The organism is Pseudomonas sp. FEN, assembly GCF_904067045.1.
In the GTDB taxonomy this organism is placed as follows: Bacteria; Pseudomonadota; Gammaproteobacteria; order Pseudomonadales; family Pseudomonadaceae; genus Aquipseudomonas.
Map to the genome: position 1 here is coordinate 141,235 of NZ_CAJFDC010000024.1, position 14,601 is coordinate 155,835.

At 62.7% G+C, this 14,601-nt stretch carries 15 protein-coding genes; 13 read left to right on the top strand and 2 right to left on the bottom strand.

What is annotated here, in order from left to right; all coding sequences use genetic code 11:
• Nucleotides 1-11: 11 nt before the first annotated feature.
• The 8 genes from PFEN_RS21215 to PFEN_RS21250 all read left to right on the top strand — a co-directional run bounded on the left by PFEN_RS21215 (nt 12) and on the right by PFEN_RS21250 (nt 7,855).
• Nucleotides 12-2,294, top strand: coding sequence for a chemotaxis protein CheA (locus PFEN_RS21215; protein WP_191488667.1), 2,283 nt, complete (start codon nt 12-14; stop codon nt 2,292-2,294).
• Nucleotides 2,295-2,346: 52 nt separating this feature from the next.
• Complete coding sequence (locus PFEN_RS21220) at nt 2,347-3,486, top strand: protein-glutamate methylesterase/protein-glutamine glutaminase (RefSeq protein ID WP_191488668.1); 1,140 nt, start codon at nt 2,347-2,349, stop codon at nt 3,484-3,486.
• The gene (locus PFEN_RS21225) at nt 3,486-4,226 is read left to right on the top strand and encodes a flagellar motor protein (protein ID WP_191488669.1); all 741 of its coding nucleotides are present in this window, start codon (nt 3,486-3,488) and stop codon (nt 4,224-4,226) included. Before PFEN_RS21220 ends, PFEN_RS21225 begins: the two co-directional genes overlap by 1 nt.
• 10 nt (nt 4,227-4,236) lie before the next feature.
• Nucleotides 4,237-5,124 carry a flagellar motor protein MotD gene (gene motD, locus PFEN_RS21230; protein ID WP_191488670.1) on the top strand — a complete coding sequence of 296 codons (888 nt, stop codon included), beginning with the start codon at nt 4,237-4,239 and terminating at the stop codon, nt 5,122-5,124.
• A 51-nt stretch (nt 5,125-5,175) separates the two neighbouring features.
• Nucleotides 5,176-5,964: a ParA family protein gene (locus PFEN_RS21235; RefSeq protein ID WP_191488671.1), complete on the top strand. Its 789-nt coding sequence runs from the start codon at nt 5,176-5,178 to the stop codon at nt 5,962-5,964.
• Nucleotides 5,965-6,048: 84 nt separating this feature from the next.
• Complete coding sequence (locus tag PFEN_RS21240; protein ID WP_191488729.1) at nt 6,049-6,906, top strand: CheW domain-containing protein; 858 nt, start codon at nt 6,049-6,051, stop codon at nt 6,904-6,906.
• 73 nt (nt 6,907-6,979) lie between these two features.
• A complete protein-coding gene (locus PFEN_RS21245) occupies nt 6,980-7,462 on the top strand; it encodes a chemotaxis protein CheW (protein ID WP_040069887.1) in 483 nt (160 codons plus the stop codon).
• On the top strand, nt 7,463-7,855 hold the full coding sequence (locus tag PFEN_RS21250) for a DUF2802 domain-containing protein (RefSeq protein ID WP_191488672.1): 393 nt from the start codon (nt 7,463-7,465) through the stop codon (nt 7,853-7,855).
• Between the two features lie 70 nt (nt 7,856-7,925).
• On the opposite strand, the gene PFEN_RS21255 is transcribed toward PFEN_RS21250, so the two are convergent.
• Together PFEN_RS21255 and PFEN_RS21260 are read right to left on the bottom strand one after the other, a co-directional pair.
• Nucleotides 7,926-8,717 (bottom strand): hypothetical protein, encoded by a 792-nt coding sequence (locus tag PFEN_RS21255; RefSeq protein ID WP_191488673.1) that lies wholly within the window; start codon nt 8,715-8,717, stop codon nt 7,926-7,928.
• Nucleotides 8,718-8,876: 159 nt separating this feature from the next.
• Nucleotides 8,877-9,875: an alpha/beta hydrolase gene (locus PFEN_RS21260; RefSeq protein ID WP_191488730.1), complete on the bottom strand. Its 999-nt coding sequence runs from the start codon at nt 9,873-9,875 to the stop codon at nt 8,877-8,879.
• An 82-nt stretch (nt 9,876-9,957) separates the two neighbouring features.
• Here PFEN_RS21260 and aroC point away from each other — a divergent pair, with 82 nt between their 5' ends.
• The 5 genes from aroC (at nt 9,958) to mtnC (ending at nt 14,188) form a co-directional block, all read left to right on the top strand.
• On the top strand, nt 9,958-11,049 hold the full coding sequence (gene aroC, locus PFEN_RS21265; RefSeq protein WP_191488674.1) for a chorismate synthase: 1,092 nt from the start codon (nt 9,958-9,960) through the stop codon (nt 11,047-11,049).
• Nucleotides 11,049-12,209 carry an MFS transporter gene (locus tag PFEN_RS21270; RefSeq protein WP_191488675.1) on the top strand — a complete coding sequence of 387 codons (1,161 nt, stop codon included), beginning with the start codon at nt 11,049-11,051 and terminating at the stop codon, nt 12,207-12,209. Before aroC ends, PFEN_RS21270 begins: the two co-directional genes overlap by 1 nt.
• On the top strand, nt 12,206-12,826 hold the full coding sequence (locus PFEN_RS21275; protein WP_191488676.1) for a methylthioribulose 1-phosphate dehydratase: 621 nt from the start codon (nt 12,206-12,208) through the stop codon (nt 12,824-12,826). Before PFEN_RS21270 ends, PFEN_RS21275 begins: the two co-directional genes overlap by 4 nt.
• Nucleotides 12,827-12,929: 103 nt before the next feature.
• Nucleotides 12,930-13,475, top strand: a complete 546-nt coding sequence (locus PFEN_RS21280; protein WP_191488677.1) for a 1,2-dihydroxy-3-keto-5-methylthiopentene dioxygenase — start codon at nt 12,930-12,932, stop codon at nt 13,473-13,475.
• A gap of 29 nt (nt 13,476-13,504) precedes the next feature.
• The gene (gene mtnC / locus PFEN_RS21285) at nt 13,505-14,188 is read left to right on the top strand and encodes an acireductone synthase (protein ID WP_191488678.1); all 684 of its coding nucleotides are present in this window, start codon (nt 13,505-13,507) and stop codon (nt 14,186-14,188) included.
• Nucleotides 14,189-14,601 lie beyond the last annotated feature (413 nt).

Genomic DNA, 14,601 nt, shown 5'->3' on the forward strand with positions numbered 1-14,601 from the left:
CACCCAAACACATGAGCTTCGGCGCCGATGAAGAGATCCTTCAGGATTTTCTGGTTGAGGCCGGCGAGATTCTGGAGCAACTGTCCGAACAACTGGTCGAGCTGGAAAGCCGGCCTGATGATGCGGACCTGCTCAATGCAATCTTTCGCGGTTTTCACACTGTAAAAGGGGGCGCCGGCTTCCTCCAGCTCAACGAGCTGGTGGAGTGCTGCCACATCGCCGAGAACGTGTTCGACATCCTGCGCAAGGGAGAGCGGCGCGTCGATTCGGAATTGATGGACGTGGTCCTGGAAGCGCTGGATGCGGTAAACGGCATGTTCAGCGAAGTTCGCGAGCGCAGCCCGATCACTGCGGCGACCCCGGAACTGCTGGCGGCCTTGGCGCGCCTGGCGGAACCTGCAAGCGCCGAGGCGCCAGCGGCGGTGGTCGAGGCCGTGGCGCCCGAACCGGTCGCTGAAGGCCCGTCCGGCGATGTCACCGATAACGAATTCGAATTGCTGCTCGACTCCTTGAACAACGTCAAGGCCGAAGCCGAAGCCCAGGCGCCGCGAGCCGTTGCCGCGGCGCAGGGGGAGGCTGGCAGCGATGAAATCACCGACGCCGAGTTCGAGTCCTTGCTCGACCAGTTGCATGGCAAAGGTCAGTTCGCGCCTGATGCCGTGGCGGCTCCGGCCCAGTCGGCAGCACCTGGCGCCGCCAGCGGCGCGCCGGAAAGTAGCGATATTACCGACGATGAATTCGAGGCCTTGCTGGACCAGTTGCATGGCAAGGGCTCGTTCAAGGTCGAGGCGCTCGATACCACTGCGGCCTCGGCCCAGGCGGCCGAGCGTACGGGAGCCGCAAGCGCCGATCTGATCACCGACCAGGAATTCGAATCCCTGCTCGACGAGCTGCATGGCAAAGGCAAGTTCACCGAAGTGGCTGCGGCCACGGCGGCGACCGCGCCAGCAGCGAACAAACCGGCCGCCGCAGCTGCCGCCAAGGCGCCAGCCCCGGCAGCGGCAGCAGCGGCTACGCCGGCACCGGCCAAGGCGTCAGCGGCGCCCGCGGCGGCTTCTGCCGCCCCGGCACCGGCCCGTGCGTCGGCACCTGCCGCCGCTGGCGACAAGCCGGCCGCCAGCGAAGCGGAAACCACCGTGCGGGTCGATACCGCGCGCCTGGATGAAATCATGAACATGGTTGGCGAACTGGTGCTGGTGCGTAACCGCCTGGTGCGCCTGGGCTTGAACAGCGGCGACGAAGCCATGTCCAAGGCCGTGTCCAACCTTGACGTGGTGACCGCCGACCTGCAGACCGCGGTGATGAAAACCCGCATGCAGCCGATCAAGAAAGTCTTCGGCCGCTTCCCGCGCCTGGTTCGCGACCTGGCCCGGCAATTGAAAAAAGAGATCAACCTGGAGCTGGTGGGCGAAGAGACCGACCTCGACAAGAACCTGGTCGAGGCCCTGGCCGATCCGCTGGTCCACTTGGTGCGCAACTCGGTCGACCACGGTATCGAAGAACCGGCCGACCGCGAAGCCATGGGCAAGTCCCGCAGCGGTCGGGTGATCCTCTCCGCCGAGCAGGAAGGCGACCATATCCTGCTGTCGATCTCCGATGACGGCAAGGGCATGGACGCCGATGTCCTGCGCGGCATCGCGGTGAAGAAGGGCCTGATGGACAAGGATGCGGCCGATCGCCTGAGCGAGACCGACTGCTTCAACCTGATCTTTGCCCCGGGCTTCTCGACCAAGACCGAGATTTCCGATGTGTCCGGGCGTGGCGTGGGCATGGACGTGGTGAAAACCAAGATCGCCCAGCTCAACGGCACCATCAACATCTACTCGACCAAGGGCAAGGGCTCGAAGATCGTCATCAAGGTGCCGTTGACCTTGGCGATCATGCCGACGCTGATGGTCATGCTCGGCAACCAGGCTTTCGCGTTCCCGCTGGTCAACGTCAACGAAATCTTCCACCTCGACCTGTCGCGCACCAACGTGGTCGACGGCCAGGAAGTGGTGATCGTGCGGGACAAGGCGCTGCCGCTGTTCTACCTCAAACGCTGGCTGGTCAGCTCGGCCGCTCACGAAGAGCAGCGCGAGGGCCACGTGGTGATCCTTTCGGTGGGCACTCAGCGGATCGGCTTCGTTGTCGATCAGTTGGTGGGTCAGGAAGAAGTGGTCATCAAGCCGCTGGGCAAGATGCTGCAGGGGACTCCGGGTATGTCCGGCGCCACCATTACCGGTGACGGCCGCATTGCCCTGATTCTCGACGTGCCGAGCATGCTCAAGCGTTACGCCGCACGGCGTATTTGATTCTGGTTCGGCGGCGGCGCCCAAGCCCGCCGCCGTGCCTAACGGAGTGTTTATGGTAGTCAAGGTCCTGGTGGTGGATGATTCGGGGTTTTTCCGCCGCCGCGTCTCGGAAATTCTTTCGGCGGATCCGAGCATCCAGGTCGTCGGTACGGCGACCAACGGTAAAGAAGCCATCGATCAGGCCCTGGCCCTCAAGCCGGACGTGATCACCATGGACTACGAGATGCCGATGATGGACGGCATCACGGCGGTGCGGCATATCATGCAGCGCTGCCCGACGCCGGTTCTGATGTTCTCGTCGCTGACCCACGAAGGCGCGCGTGTCACCCTCGATGCGCTGGACGCCGGGGCCGTGGACTTCCTGCCGAAGAATTTCGAAGACATCTCGCGCAATCCCGAGAAGGTCAAGCAACTGTTGTGCGAGAAGGTTCACAGCATCTCGCGCAGCAATCGGCGCTTCAGCAGCTACGGCGCGTCCGCGCCGCAGCCGGCAGCGGCGCCGATGCCGGCCCCGACTTCGAGCAGCTATTCCAGCGCTGCCCCGGCACCCGTGCGAACCACGCCAGTGGCCAGTCGCGCGCCGGCACAGGCCACAGCCTCCACCTCGACCTCCGGAGCACCGAAGCGCAAGGCCTACAAGCTGGTGGCTATCGGTACGTCCACTGGCGGTCCGGTGGCCTTGCAGCGGGTTCTGACCCAGTTGCCGGCGAGCTTCCCGGCGCCCATCGTGTTGATCCAGCACATGCCGGCGGCCTTCACCAAGGCGTTTGCCGAACGCCTGGACAAGCTGTGCCAGATCAGTGTCAAGGAAGCCGAGGATGGCGACATCCTGCGTCCCGGCCTGGCCTTGCTCGCCCCGGGTGGCAAGCAGATGATGATCGATGGTCGTGGCGCGGTGAAAATCCTGCCGGGCGATGAGCGTCTGAATTACAAGCCGTGCGTGGATATCACCTTTGGTTCCGCGGCCAAGTCCTACGGTGACAAAGTTCTGGCGGTGGTACTCACCGGTATGGGCGCCGACGGTCGCGAAGGTGCGCGCCTGCTCAAGCAAGGCGGCAGCGCCATCTGGGCCCAGGACGAAGCCAGTTGCGTGATCTATGGCATGCCCATGGCCATCGTCAAGGCTGACCTGGCCGACGCCGTCTACAGCCTGGACGAAATCGGCAAGCACCTGGTCGAGGCTTGTCTCTGATGGATGTGTTGAGCCTTATCGGGATCGCCCTGGCCTTTGTCGCCATCATCGGTGGCAACTTCCTCGAAGGTGGGCACCTGGGCGCCCTGGCCAACGGGCCGGCGGCGCTGATCGTGTTGGGTGGGACCATCGGCGCGGCCTTGCTGCAATCGCCGATGAGCGCGTTCAAGCGCGCCATGCAGATTCTCGGCTGGATCCTGTTTCCACCCCGTATCGATCTGCCCGCCGGCGTCGAACGGGTGGTCAACTGGAGCCTGACGGCGCGCAAGGAAGGCCTGCTGGGCCTGGAAGGCGTCGCCGAGGCCGAGCCGGACACCTATTCGCGCAAAGGCTTGCAACTGCTGGTCGATGGCGCCGAGCCGGAAGCCATCCGCAGCATCCTGGAAGTGGATTTCTACACCCAGGAAAGCCGTGATATCGAGGCTGCCAGGGTCTTCGAAAGCATGGGTGGCTATGCGCCGACCATCGGCATCATCGGTGCGGTCATGGGCCTGATTCACGTGATGGGCAACCTCGGCGACCCTTCGCAACTGGGTAACGGGATTGCCGTGGCCTTCGTGGCCACCATCTACGGCGTGGCCAGTGCCAACCTGGTGTTGCTGCCAGTGGCGAGCAAACTCAAATCCATTGCCCTGCGCCAGTCCCGCTACCGGGAAATGCTGCTCGAGGGCATCCTGTCGATTGCCGAGGGCGAGAACCCGCGCTCCATTGAATTGAAGCTGCAAGGCTTCATGGACTGATGGAGTAGACATGGCCAGACGTCGCCAACACGAAGAGCATGTGAATCACGAGCGTTGGCTGGTCTCCTACGCCGACTTCATTACGCTGCTGTTCGCTTTTTTCGTGGTCATGTATTCGATTTCCTCGATCAACGAAGGCAAGTACAAAGTGATCTCCCAGGCGCTGATCGGGGTGTTCAACGAGGCCGACCGCAGCCTCAAGCCGATTCCCATCGGTGAGGAGCGTCCGGTGACGGTGAAGCCGGCCGACCCGCTGATCAAGGACAGTGAACAGACTGATGCCGCTTTTGGCCAGGGTGCCAAGGATCCGCTCAAGAGCATCGCCGATGATATCAGCGCGGCGTTCGGTGACCTGATCAGCTCCAACCAGATGACCGTGCGCGGTAACGAACTGTGGGTCGAGATCGAGCTCAACTCCAGCCTGCTGTTCGGCAGCGGCGATGCGATGCCCAGCGACATGGCGTTCAACATCATCGACAAGGTGGCGAAGATCCTCAAGCCGTTTGAGAACCCGATCCACGTCGAAGGTTTTACCGACGACCAGCCGATTCGTACCGCGCAATATCCGACCAACTGGGAGCTGTCCTCGGCGCGTTCGGCGAGTATCGTACGGATGATGGCCATGGATGGGGTCAACCCCAGTCGCCTGGCCTCGGTGGGCTATGGTGAGTTCCAGCCGGTGGCCAACAATGCCACCGCCGAAGGGCGCGCGCGCAACCGGCGGGTGGTGCTGGTGGTGTCCCGTAACCTCGACGTGCGCCGCAGCCTGACCGGTACCGGCACGGCCAATGCAACACCGGATGCGGCCTTGAGGCGTGCTGGCACACAAACTGCACCGCCAGCGGTAAAGCAAGCGGTACGCGAGAACGCCGTCAAATCTCCGGCACCTGCTCTATAACTTGGCGCTATTTCTCGGCAGGTTTGACGCCGGCCGGGAGGAACACACTGAATGAGAGTCTGGGCAGTAGCCAATCAAAAGGGTGGCGTCGGTAAGACCACTTCCTCCATCGCTTTAGCCGGATTGCTGGCCGAGGCGGGCAAGCGCGTGGTCGTCGTCGACCTCGACCCCCACGGCTCGATGACCAGCTACTTCGGTTATGACCCCGATACCCTGGAACACAGCAATTTCGACCTGTTCCAGCACCGCGGCCTGGTGCCCGAGGGCTTGCCCGGGCAATTGCTGCTGTCCACCAGCGACGAGCGGATTTCCCTGCTGCCGTCCAGCACCGCGCTGGCGACCCTGGAGCGTCTGTCGCCAGGCCAGAGCGGTCTGGGCCTGGTGATCGCCAAGAGCTTGGCGCAGCTGTGGCAGGACTTCGATTATGCGGTGATCGACAGCCCGCCGCTGCTGGGGGTGCTGATGGTCAATGCCCTGGCGGCGAGCCAGCAACTGGTGGTGCCGGTGCAGACCGAGCACCTGGCGGTCAAGGGCCTGGAGCGGATGGTCAATACCTTGGCGATGATCAACCGTTCGCGCAAGCAGGCGTTGGCCTACACCATCGTACCGACCCTGTTCGACCGCCGGACCCAGGCGTCGATGGGCACCTTGCGGATCCTGCGGGACAAGTTTCCGGACACCATCTGGGAAGGCTATATTCCGGTCGATACGCGCCTGCGCGATGCCAGCCGGGCCGGTGTCACACCCTCGCAGTTCGACGGCAAGAGCCGTGGCGTGCTGGCCTATCGAGCCCTGCTCAAGCACCTGCTGACCCAGCAACTCATTCCGCAGGTGGCCTGACGTGACCCAGTCCTCAAGTCACCTGCCTGTCCAGCCGATACCCTTTACAGGTTACTGTAACGGGACATCTCCATGGGCATTCACATGATCCGTCCTGTCGACGTCACCACCCGGCCGCAAGTGGCGCTGCAATCCTATCTGGATGCATTGCTGCAGGAGGCGACCGAAGAGTTGCCGGTGGACATCGCCGTTGCCGTCGAAGTACCGGTGGCGGTGGAGTCGAGCCCGGTCGCCGAGCTGGACGAATTCCAGGCCGCCGTGCTCGAAGAGCAGGCTCGCGATGCCTTGGCGGCGCAAGCCCTGGTCGCCAAGGCGCCCGTTGTGCCGGCGACGCCGGTGGCGGTACCGCAGGTGTTGCCGGTCGCCCCGTTGGTGGTGGAGCCGGTGGTCGAGGTGCACCTGCCGCCCGCCGCGAATATCCCGCCGCCGCCGATGCAGGGCGACGAACGTCCGCATTGGGCGGCCGAGCCGTTCGAATGCCTGCTGTTCGACGTCGCCGGGCTGACCCTGGCGGTGCCGCTGGTGTGCCTGGGTTCGATCTACTCGTTGGCGGGGCACGAGCTGACGCCGCTGTTCGGTCAGCCGGAATGGTTCCTCGGGATCCTGCCGAGCCAGGCTGGCAACCTGAAAGTCCTGGATACCGCCCGTTGGGTGATGCCAGACCGTTACCGCGACGATTTCCGCCAGGGGCTGCAATATGTGATCTCGGTCCAGGGCTATGAATGGGGGCTGGCGGTGCATCAGGTCAGCCGTTCCTTGCGCCTGGACCCCAACGAAATCAAATGGCGTACCCATCGTGGGCAGCGGCCGTGGCTGGCCGGCACGGTCATCGAACACATGTGTGCGTTGCTCGACGTCTCCGAACTGGCCGAACTGATCGCCAGCGGGGCGGTGAAACACCTGCAAACGAACAAACCAGCCAGCAAACCAACGAACAAATAACGGCGGCGTCGCGGTCCCCCCGCGAGGTTTGCCAGAGCACACACCGTATCAACGGTCATTGAGGGTCAGGGGTATGAATAAGTCGTCGTCCGCACAGAGTTCCGAAGATCCGATCCTGCAATGGGTAACCTTCAAGCTGGATAACGAGTCCTATGGCATCAACGTGATGCGCGTCCAGGAGGTCCTGCGCTACACCGAGATCGCCCCGGTACCGGGTGCGCCAAGTTACGTGCTGGGGATCATCAACCTGCGCGGCAACGTCGTCACCGTGATCGACACCCGCCAGCGTTTTGGCCTGATGCCGACCGAAGTGAACGACAACACCCGGATCGTGATCATCGAGGCCGACAAGCAAGTGGTCGGGATCATGGTCGACAGCGTCGCCGAAGTGGTCTACCTGCGGCAGTCGGAAGTCGAAACCGCGCCGAACGTGGGTAACGACGAATCGGCCAAGTTCATCCAGGGCGTGTGCAACAAGAACAACGAACTGCTGATTCTGGTTGAGCTGGACAAGATGATGAGCGAAGAAGAATGGTCCGAGCTGGAGAGCATCTGATTGATTCTTGAGGTCGCCGTTATTCTCCTGGCTTTGTTGTGGGCCGGGACCGTGGGCATGTTCGTGGTCTATGCCCGCGGCCAGCGGTTGATTGCCGCGCAACAGGCCGAGGGCGATGCGCTGCGTGACCAGCGCATCAAGGAGCTGGCACGGCGCGTGGACAATTTCCAGAACGGTACTGTTCGCATGGGCGAGGACCTGCACGAACTGCGGGCTGTCGTGGCGCCGTTGCCGGAAAAGCTGGCCCAACTGGAGCAGCGCGATCCCTCGAGCCTGTCCTTCGCCCAGGCCGCCAAACTGGTGGGCATGGGGGCGAGCGTCGATGAGTTGACGCAGTCCTGCGGCCTGACTCAGGCCGAGGCGGAGCTGATGAGCAAGCTGCATCGGGGATGAGATGTCCGCCGCTTGCCTGGTGACCCTGGCGTCTTCGGCTGGGCGCCACCGGGCTGGTCAGGCAAGGGGCTCAGTGACGAGTCGCGATCCAGATCAGCAACCCGGCCTGGAACATCGCGAAGGCCACCAGGCAAGTGATGGTGAAGCGCAGGCCGGTGTCTTCGCGCTTGAACTTGCTGACGCGTTCTTCCTGCTGGCGCAGCTTCACTTCCTGCTCCAGAAGGTTCTGCTCGGCCGTCTGCAGCATCTGCGCCGCTTCCAGTATTTCGACGAATTGCAGCTTTTCGGTGTTCCATTGGCTGCGCAACTCCCCAACCTGGACATCCTTGTAGCTGCCCTTGAGGTGCAGGGGATCGGCATACGCCACTTCGAAGCCCTGGACCTTGAGGAAGTGATCGCGACGCAGGCGGGTGTCTTCGTTCAAGGCGTCCTTGTTTGGCAGGGCGGCGCCGTCGACGCGGTAATGTGATCCCTTCTTCTGCGCCCAGAGCGCCGCCTGGGCGGCCAGGAAACGCCCAATACCGCGGTTCGCCGGCTCGATCTGCAAGCCGTTTTCGGGTTCGAAATGCACGCGCTTGGTGCTGTGGTCGACCCACACGTCCAGATGGTTCTGTTCCTTGCGTACCCGTTGTCCGGGCAGTTGGATCTCCAGGCGCAACAGGCTGCGTTCCTTGCTATGGCGCTCGGCGTAGCCGAACTGGACAAAGCGCAAGGGGCGGGCACCGGTGGCGCGGTCGGTGGTCAGCGGTGCCAGGCGCAGCAGCTTGAAGTGTTCGGCCTGCACGTCCGCCCACGGCAGATCTACCGGTGCGACTTCGGCGGCTTCGGCGGTGTTTTCGGGTGAGGCTTGGGGTTCAGTCATTCGGCAAGATCCTGTCCGTATCCAGCTTGCTGGTCACAATATCGCTACCGGCAATGGCTTATCGGCCGTTTTCGACAAGACTGGAGCACAAAATACCCTCGTGCCCGACGTGCGTCTTCTGGTGGCCTTGAGGGCCTCTTCGCGGCCTCGAATCGGGCGTCAGTGGTGCGCTAATCCGTCAATAAAGGCCAGCACCCGGCTGCCCAGCTCCGCGGCCAGGGGCAGTTGCGGGTCCTGATAGGACGCCAGCTGGCTCTTGACGTCGTTGGGCACGATGCGCAGCACATGGTTCATGCCGCCAATCAGCACTAGCTGCGCATCCGGCTTGGCGGCCTTCAGGGCCTGTGCATCGCTGACGCCGACCTGGATATCGTTGCGGCCCTGGACGATCAACGCGGGTATCCGCAGCCGGGCGAAGGCCGCCGCCGGGTCCTGGCGAAACAGGCTGATCAGGTAGGGCTGGACGCTGGAACGGAAAATCGGCTTCAGTGGCGCGGGGATGTCGTTGTCCGGGTGTCCGGCCTTGAGACTGTCGATCAGTTCATTGGCCCGCAACATCAAGGCCGGTGGCAGGTTATTGGCCAGTTGCTGACGTATCACGAGGTCTATGGCGCGACCGCTGCCGGCGATACTGATGAGCGCGGCGGCATCCAGCTTGGGCGCCGCCAGGGTGGCGATCAGCGCGCCTTCGCTATGGCCGAGCAGGATCAGTGGCCCGAAACGCGGGTCGGCCTTGAGTTTCTCGCCCCAGGCCACGACATCCGCGACGTAACCCTCGACACTCAGCGTGCGCTCGTCGGGGTCGGCGGCCAGGCTGGCGGCGACACCCCGCTTGTCGAAGCGGACACTGGCGATATTATGGTTGGCCAGTACCCAGGCCAGGCGCTTGAGGCTGTCCGTGCGCCCGCCGTCGGGATTGTTGCCGTCGCGATCGGTGGGGCCGGAGCCGGAGACGAGGAGTACCACCGGCACCGGCGTGTCCGATCGGGGCAATAGCAACGAGCCGAACAGCTCGCCACTGCCGGTGTCCAGGGTGATCGGTTGTTGTAGCACGGAGGCTTGGGCAATGCCGGTAAACAGGGTCAGGGCCAGCAGAATCAATCGCAGCATCATCACGCCATTATTTACAAGGTGTCGGTTCGACTCGAAACCGCCGATAAGGTTCGAGGATGAACTAAGGGGATAGCCTGAGTATACTGTTGCGCCTGGTTATCTAGATTCGAATCGCGGAGCGCCCTGCATGTCCGGCAATACCTACGGCAAGCTGTTCACTGTCACCACCGCTGGCGAGAGCCATGGCCCGGCGTTGGTCGCTATTGTCGACGGCTGCCCTCCGGGTCTGGCGCTGTCCCTGGAGGATTTGCAGCGCGATCTCGATCGACGCAAGCCTGGCACCAGTCGCCACACCACCCAGCGCCAGGAAGCCGACGAAGTGGAGATCCTTTCGGGGGTTTTCGAAGGGCGCACCACCGGCTGCGCCATCGGCCTGCTGATTCGCAACACCGACCAGAAGTCCAAGGACTACTCGGCGATCAAGGACCTGTTCCGCCCGGCTCACGCCGACTACACCTATCACCACAAGTACGGCGAGCGCGATTATCGTGGTGGCGGTCGCAGTTCCGCGCGGGAAACCGCCATGCGCGTGGCGGCCGGTGCCATCGCGAAGAAATTCCTGGCCAGCCAGGGTATTGTCATCCGCGGCTACATGAGCCAGTTGGGCCCCATCGACATCCCGTTCAAGACCTGGGACTCGGTGGAGCGGAACGCGTTCTTCTGCCCTGATCCGGACAAGGTTGCCGAGCTGGAAGCCTATATGGACCAGTTGCGGCGTGACCAGGACTCGGTCGGCGCGAAGATCACCGTGGTGGCCGAGGGCGTGATGCCGGGCCTGGGCGAGCCGATCTTCGACCGCCTGGATGCCGAGCTGGCCCATGCGCTGATGAGCATCAACGCGGTCAAGGGCGTCGAGATCGGCGCCGGCTTTGCCTGCGTGGCCCAGCGTGGCACCGAACACCGCGACGAACTGAGCCCCGAAGGTTTCCTCAGCAACAACGCCGGCGGCATCCTCGGCGGGATTTCCTCCGGCCAGCCGATTGTCGCGCACCTGGCGCTCAAGCCCACCTCGAGCATCACCACGCCGGGACGCTCCATCGACGTTCACGGCAACCCGGTGGACGTGATCACCAAGGGTCGCCACGATCCTTGCGTGGGCATCCGCGCCACCCCGATCGCCGAAGCGATGATGGCGATCGTGCTGATGGACCACCTGCTGCGTCACCGCGGGCAGAACGCGGACGTGCGGGTCACCACGCCGGTACTGGGCCAACTGTAATGCCGGGAGCAGCGCTCCCCTACTGGCGGTTGTCCAGTTTCTACCTGTTCTACTTTGCGTTGCTGGGAGCGACGGCGCCGTTCCTGGCGCTGTACTTCAACCATCTGGGGTTTGCTCCGGCGCGCATTGGCGAACTGGTGGCGATTCCCATGCTGATGCGTTGCGTGGCACCGAACATCTGGGGCTGGCTGGGCGACTACAGTGGCCGGCGCCTGGCGATCGTGCGCTTCGGCGCGGTCTGCACCCTGTTGGCGTTTTCGCTGATCTTCTTCGACAAAAGCTATGGCTGGCTGGCGCTGGTCATGGCCCTGCATGCGTTTTTCTGGCACGCGGTGCTACCACAGTTCGAAGTCATCACCCTGGCGCATCTGCAGGTCCAGGGGCAGACGGCGCGCTACAGCCAGATCCGCCTGTGGGGCTCGATCGGTTTCATTCTCACGGTCGTGGCGCTCGGGCGCTTGTTCGAGTGGTTGAGCCTGGATATCTACCCGGTGGCTATTGTGGTGATCATGACGGGTATCGTCCTGAGCAGCGCCTGGGTGCCGAATGCCCAGCCGCCGAACCTTGGCCACCGCGCCTCCAGCGAAGGTTTTCTACGGCAGTTGCGCAGTCCCGGGGTGCTGGCGTTCTATGCCTGTGTCGCGCTGATGCAGATGAGCCACGGTCCGTACTACACCTTCCTGACCTTGCATCTGGAAAGCCTCGGCTACACTCGCGGGCTGATCGGCCTGCTCTGGGCGCTGGGGGTGGTGGCCGAAGTGTTGATGTTCCTGGCCATGAGCCGGATCCTCGGGCGCTTTTCGGTCCGCAGGGTATTGCTCGCCAGTTTCCTGTTGGCCGCCGTGCGCTGGCTCTTGCTGGGGGCCTTGGCCGATCAACTGCTGGTACTGCTGTTCGCCCAAGTGCTGCACGCGGCGACTTTCGCCAGCTTTCACGCCTCGGCCATCCATTTCGTGCAACGTAGCTTCGGTGCGCGCCAGCAAGGCCAGGGGCAGGCATTATACGCCGCACTGGCCGGTACCGGCGGGGCCTTGGGCGCGTTGTACGCCGGTTATAGCTGGAACAGCCTGGGGCCGACCTGGACCTTCGGTATCGCCAGTCTCGCGGCCCTGGCCGCGGCCATTATCATTGCCACACGCATGCAAGAGGAGCGGCCATGAGCCTGACCCGTGAACAACTGAGCCTGGAAATCATCGAGGCCGGGCGCTTTCTGTATGGTCGCGGCTGGTCGCCGGCTACCAGCAGCAACTATTCGACCCGCTTGTCGTCCAGCCAGGCACTGCTGACAGTGTCCGGCAAGCACAAGGGGCAACTGGGCCCGGATGATGTCCTGGCCACCGACCTTATGGGCAACAGCCTGGAGCCAGGCAAGAAACCCTCGGCGGAAACCTTGTTGCACACCCAGCTCTATGCCTGGCGAGCCGAGATCGGCGCGGTGTTGCATACCCATTCGGTGAATGCCACGGTGTTGTCGCGCACGACGCTTGGCGAGTTCATCGAGTTCGAGGACTATGAACTGCAAAAGGCCTTCTCCGGGGTGTCGACCCATGAGTCGACGGTGCGGGTGCCGATCTTCGATAACGATCAGGATATTGCGCGCCTGGCGGCCAAGGTGCAGCCTTGGCTCGAGGCGCATCCCGATTGTGTCGGTTACCTGATCCGTGGGCACGGTCTCTACACCTGGGGCGCGCGCATGAGCGACGCACTGCGCCAGATCGAAGCGTTCGAGTTCCTCTTCGAATGCGAGTTGAAAACCCGTTCGTTGCGGCCTTCCTGAGCCGCGGTGTTTGCACGAGCCTGTTGATTGTCTGATTATCCGGTGCGTCGGGCCGGTTCCCGAAAACCTGCCCGCGCCGACCCAAGTCGAGGAATAGAGCCCCATGAGCAGCTTGTCCGTCTATCACGTTTCAACCCCGGACCTCCCGAACAAAGTCCTCACCCACGTTGACGACATTACCTCGACCCTGGCCGAGCAAGGGGTGCGCTTCGATCGCTGGCATGCGGCCGTGCCGATTCAGCCCGGCGCCAGCCAGGAGGAAGTGATTGCCGCTTACCAGGTGCAGATCGACCGCTTGATGACTGAGCGCGGCTATATCACCGTCGATGTCGTCAGCTTGAACAGCGATCACCCACAGAAGGCCGAGTTGCGCGCCAAGTTCCTCGACGAACACCGGCATGCCGAAGACGAAGTCCGTTTCTTCGTTGCCGGGCGTGGCTTGTTCACCTTGCACATCGGCGAGTATGTCTATGCCGTGCTCTGTGAAAAGAACGACCTGATTTCGGTCCCGGCCGGTACGCCGCACTGGTTCGATATGGGAGAACAGCCGTATTTCGTTGCCATCCGACTGTTCAACAACCCCGAAGGCTGGGTCGCCCAGTTCACTGGCGCAGACATCGCCAACCGTTTCCCGCGTCTCGAAGATTGAACCCGCGCGCTTACCCAGAAGGACCCGACATGCCGATCAAAGCCATCCTCACGGATATCGAAGGCACTACCAGTGCAGTGAGCTTCGTCTTCGACGTGCTGTTTCCCTACGCCACCCGGCATCTGCCGGATTTTGTCCGGCAGCACGCCGAGCGCCCGGACGTGGCGGTACAACTGGGGGCGGTGCGGCTCGACAGCGGCGAGCCGGCGGCGGATGTCGAACGGGTGATCGAAATTCTTCTCGGCTGGATCGCCGAGGATCGCAAGGCCACACCGCTCAAGGCCTTGCAAGGCATGGTCTGGCAACAGGGTTATGAAGCCGGCCAGCTCAAGGGGCATGTCTACCCGGATGCGGTCCAGGCGTTACAGCAGTGGCACGCGCGGGGCTATGCACTCTATGTCTATTCCTCGGGCTCGATCCAGGCGCAGAAGCTGATCTTCGGCTGTTCCGAGGCCGGCGACCTGTCGGCCTTGTTCAGCGGTTATTTTGACACCACCTCCGGCCCCAAGCGTGAAGCCCAGTCCTATCGGCACATCAGCGAAGCCATTGGCTGCCCGGTGAAGCAGATCCTGTTCCTCTCGGATATCGTCGAAGAACTCGATGCCGCGCGACAGGCTGGCATGCTGACCTGTGGTCTGGCGCGCGACGGTGGGGAGTTGCCTGGTCATCCGAATGTGAGCAACTTTGCCGAGATTGATCCGACAACACTCTAGACAAGGTCTTAAACGGTGGTTGAGCGGCCGGCTTGATTAAAACTTGAGTCGGTCTTGTATACTTTAAGTTGTAGGAAATTGCCTGTTGAAATGTCGGGCATCCCTGTTTGTGTTTGTAGTTGCTTGTTAAATCCCCTTTCTGTGTAACTCTCTGTTTTTTGATGGGTACTTGTCTGCGGCCAATAAGACTTGGCGAAAGTTGGACGATCTATTGAAACCGGAGGAAGAAACAATGATGAGCGTTCCCGAAAGGCTGGGTGCCGATGCCGTGCACAGGGCGTCGTGCAGGGTCGTTGATATTGCCGATTCGCGAGTGCGGCATAAACAGGACTTTATTCAGCCAGCCAAGGAGTCGTCCCACGTCGTCGTCCTGCCAGCGTTGAGCAAGCCGCGCAGGTGCAGGCTTTCCAAGA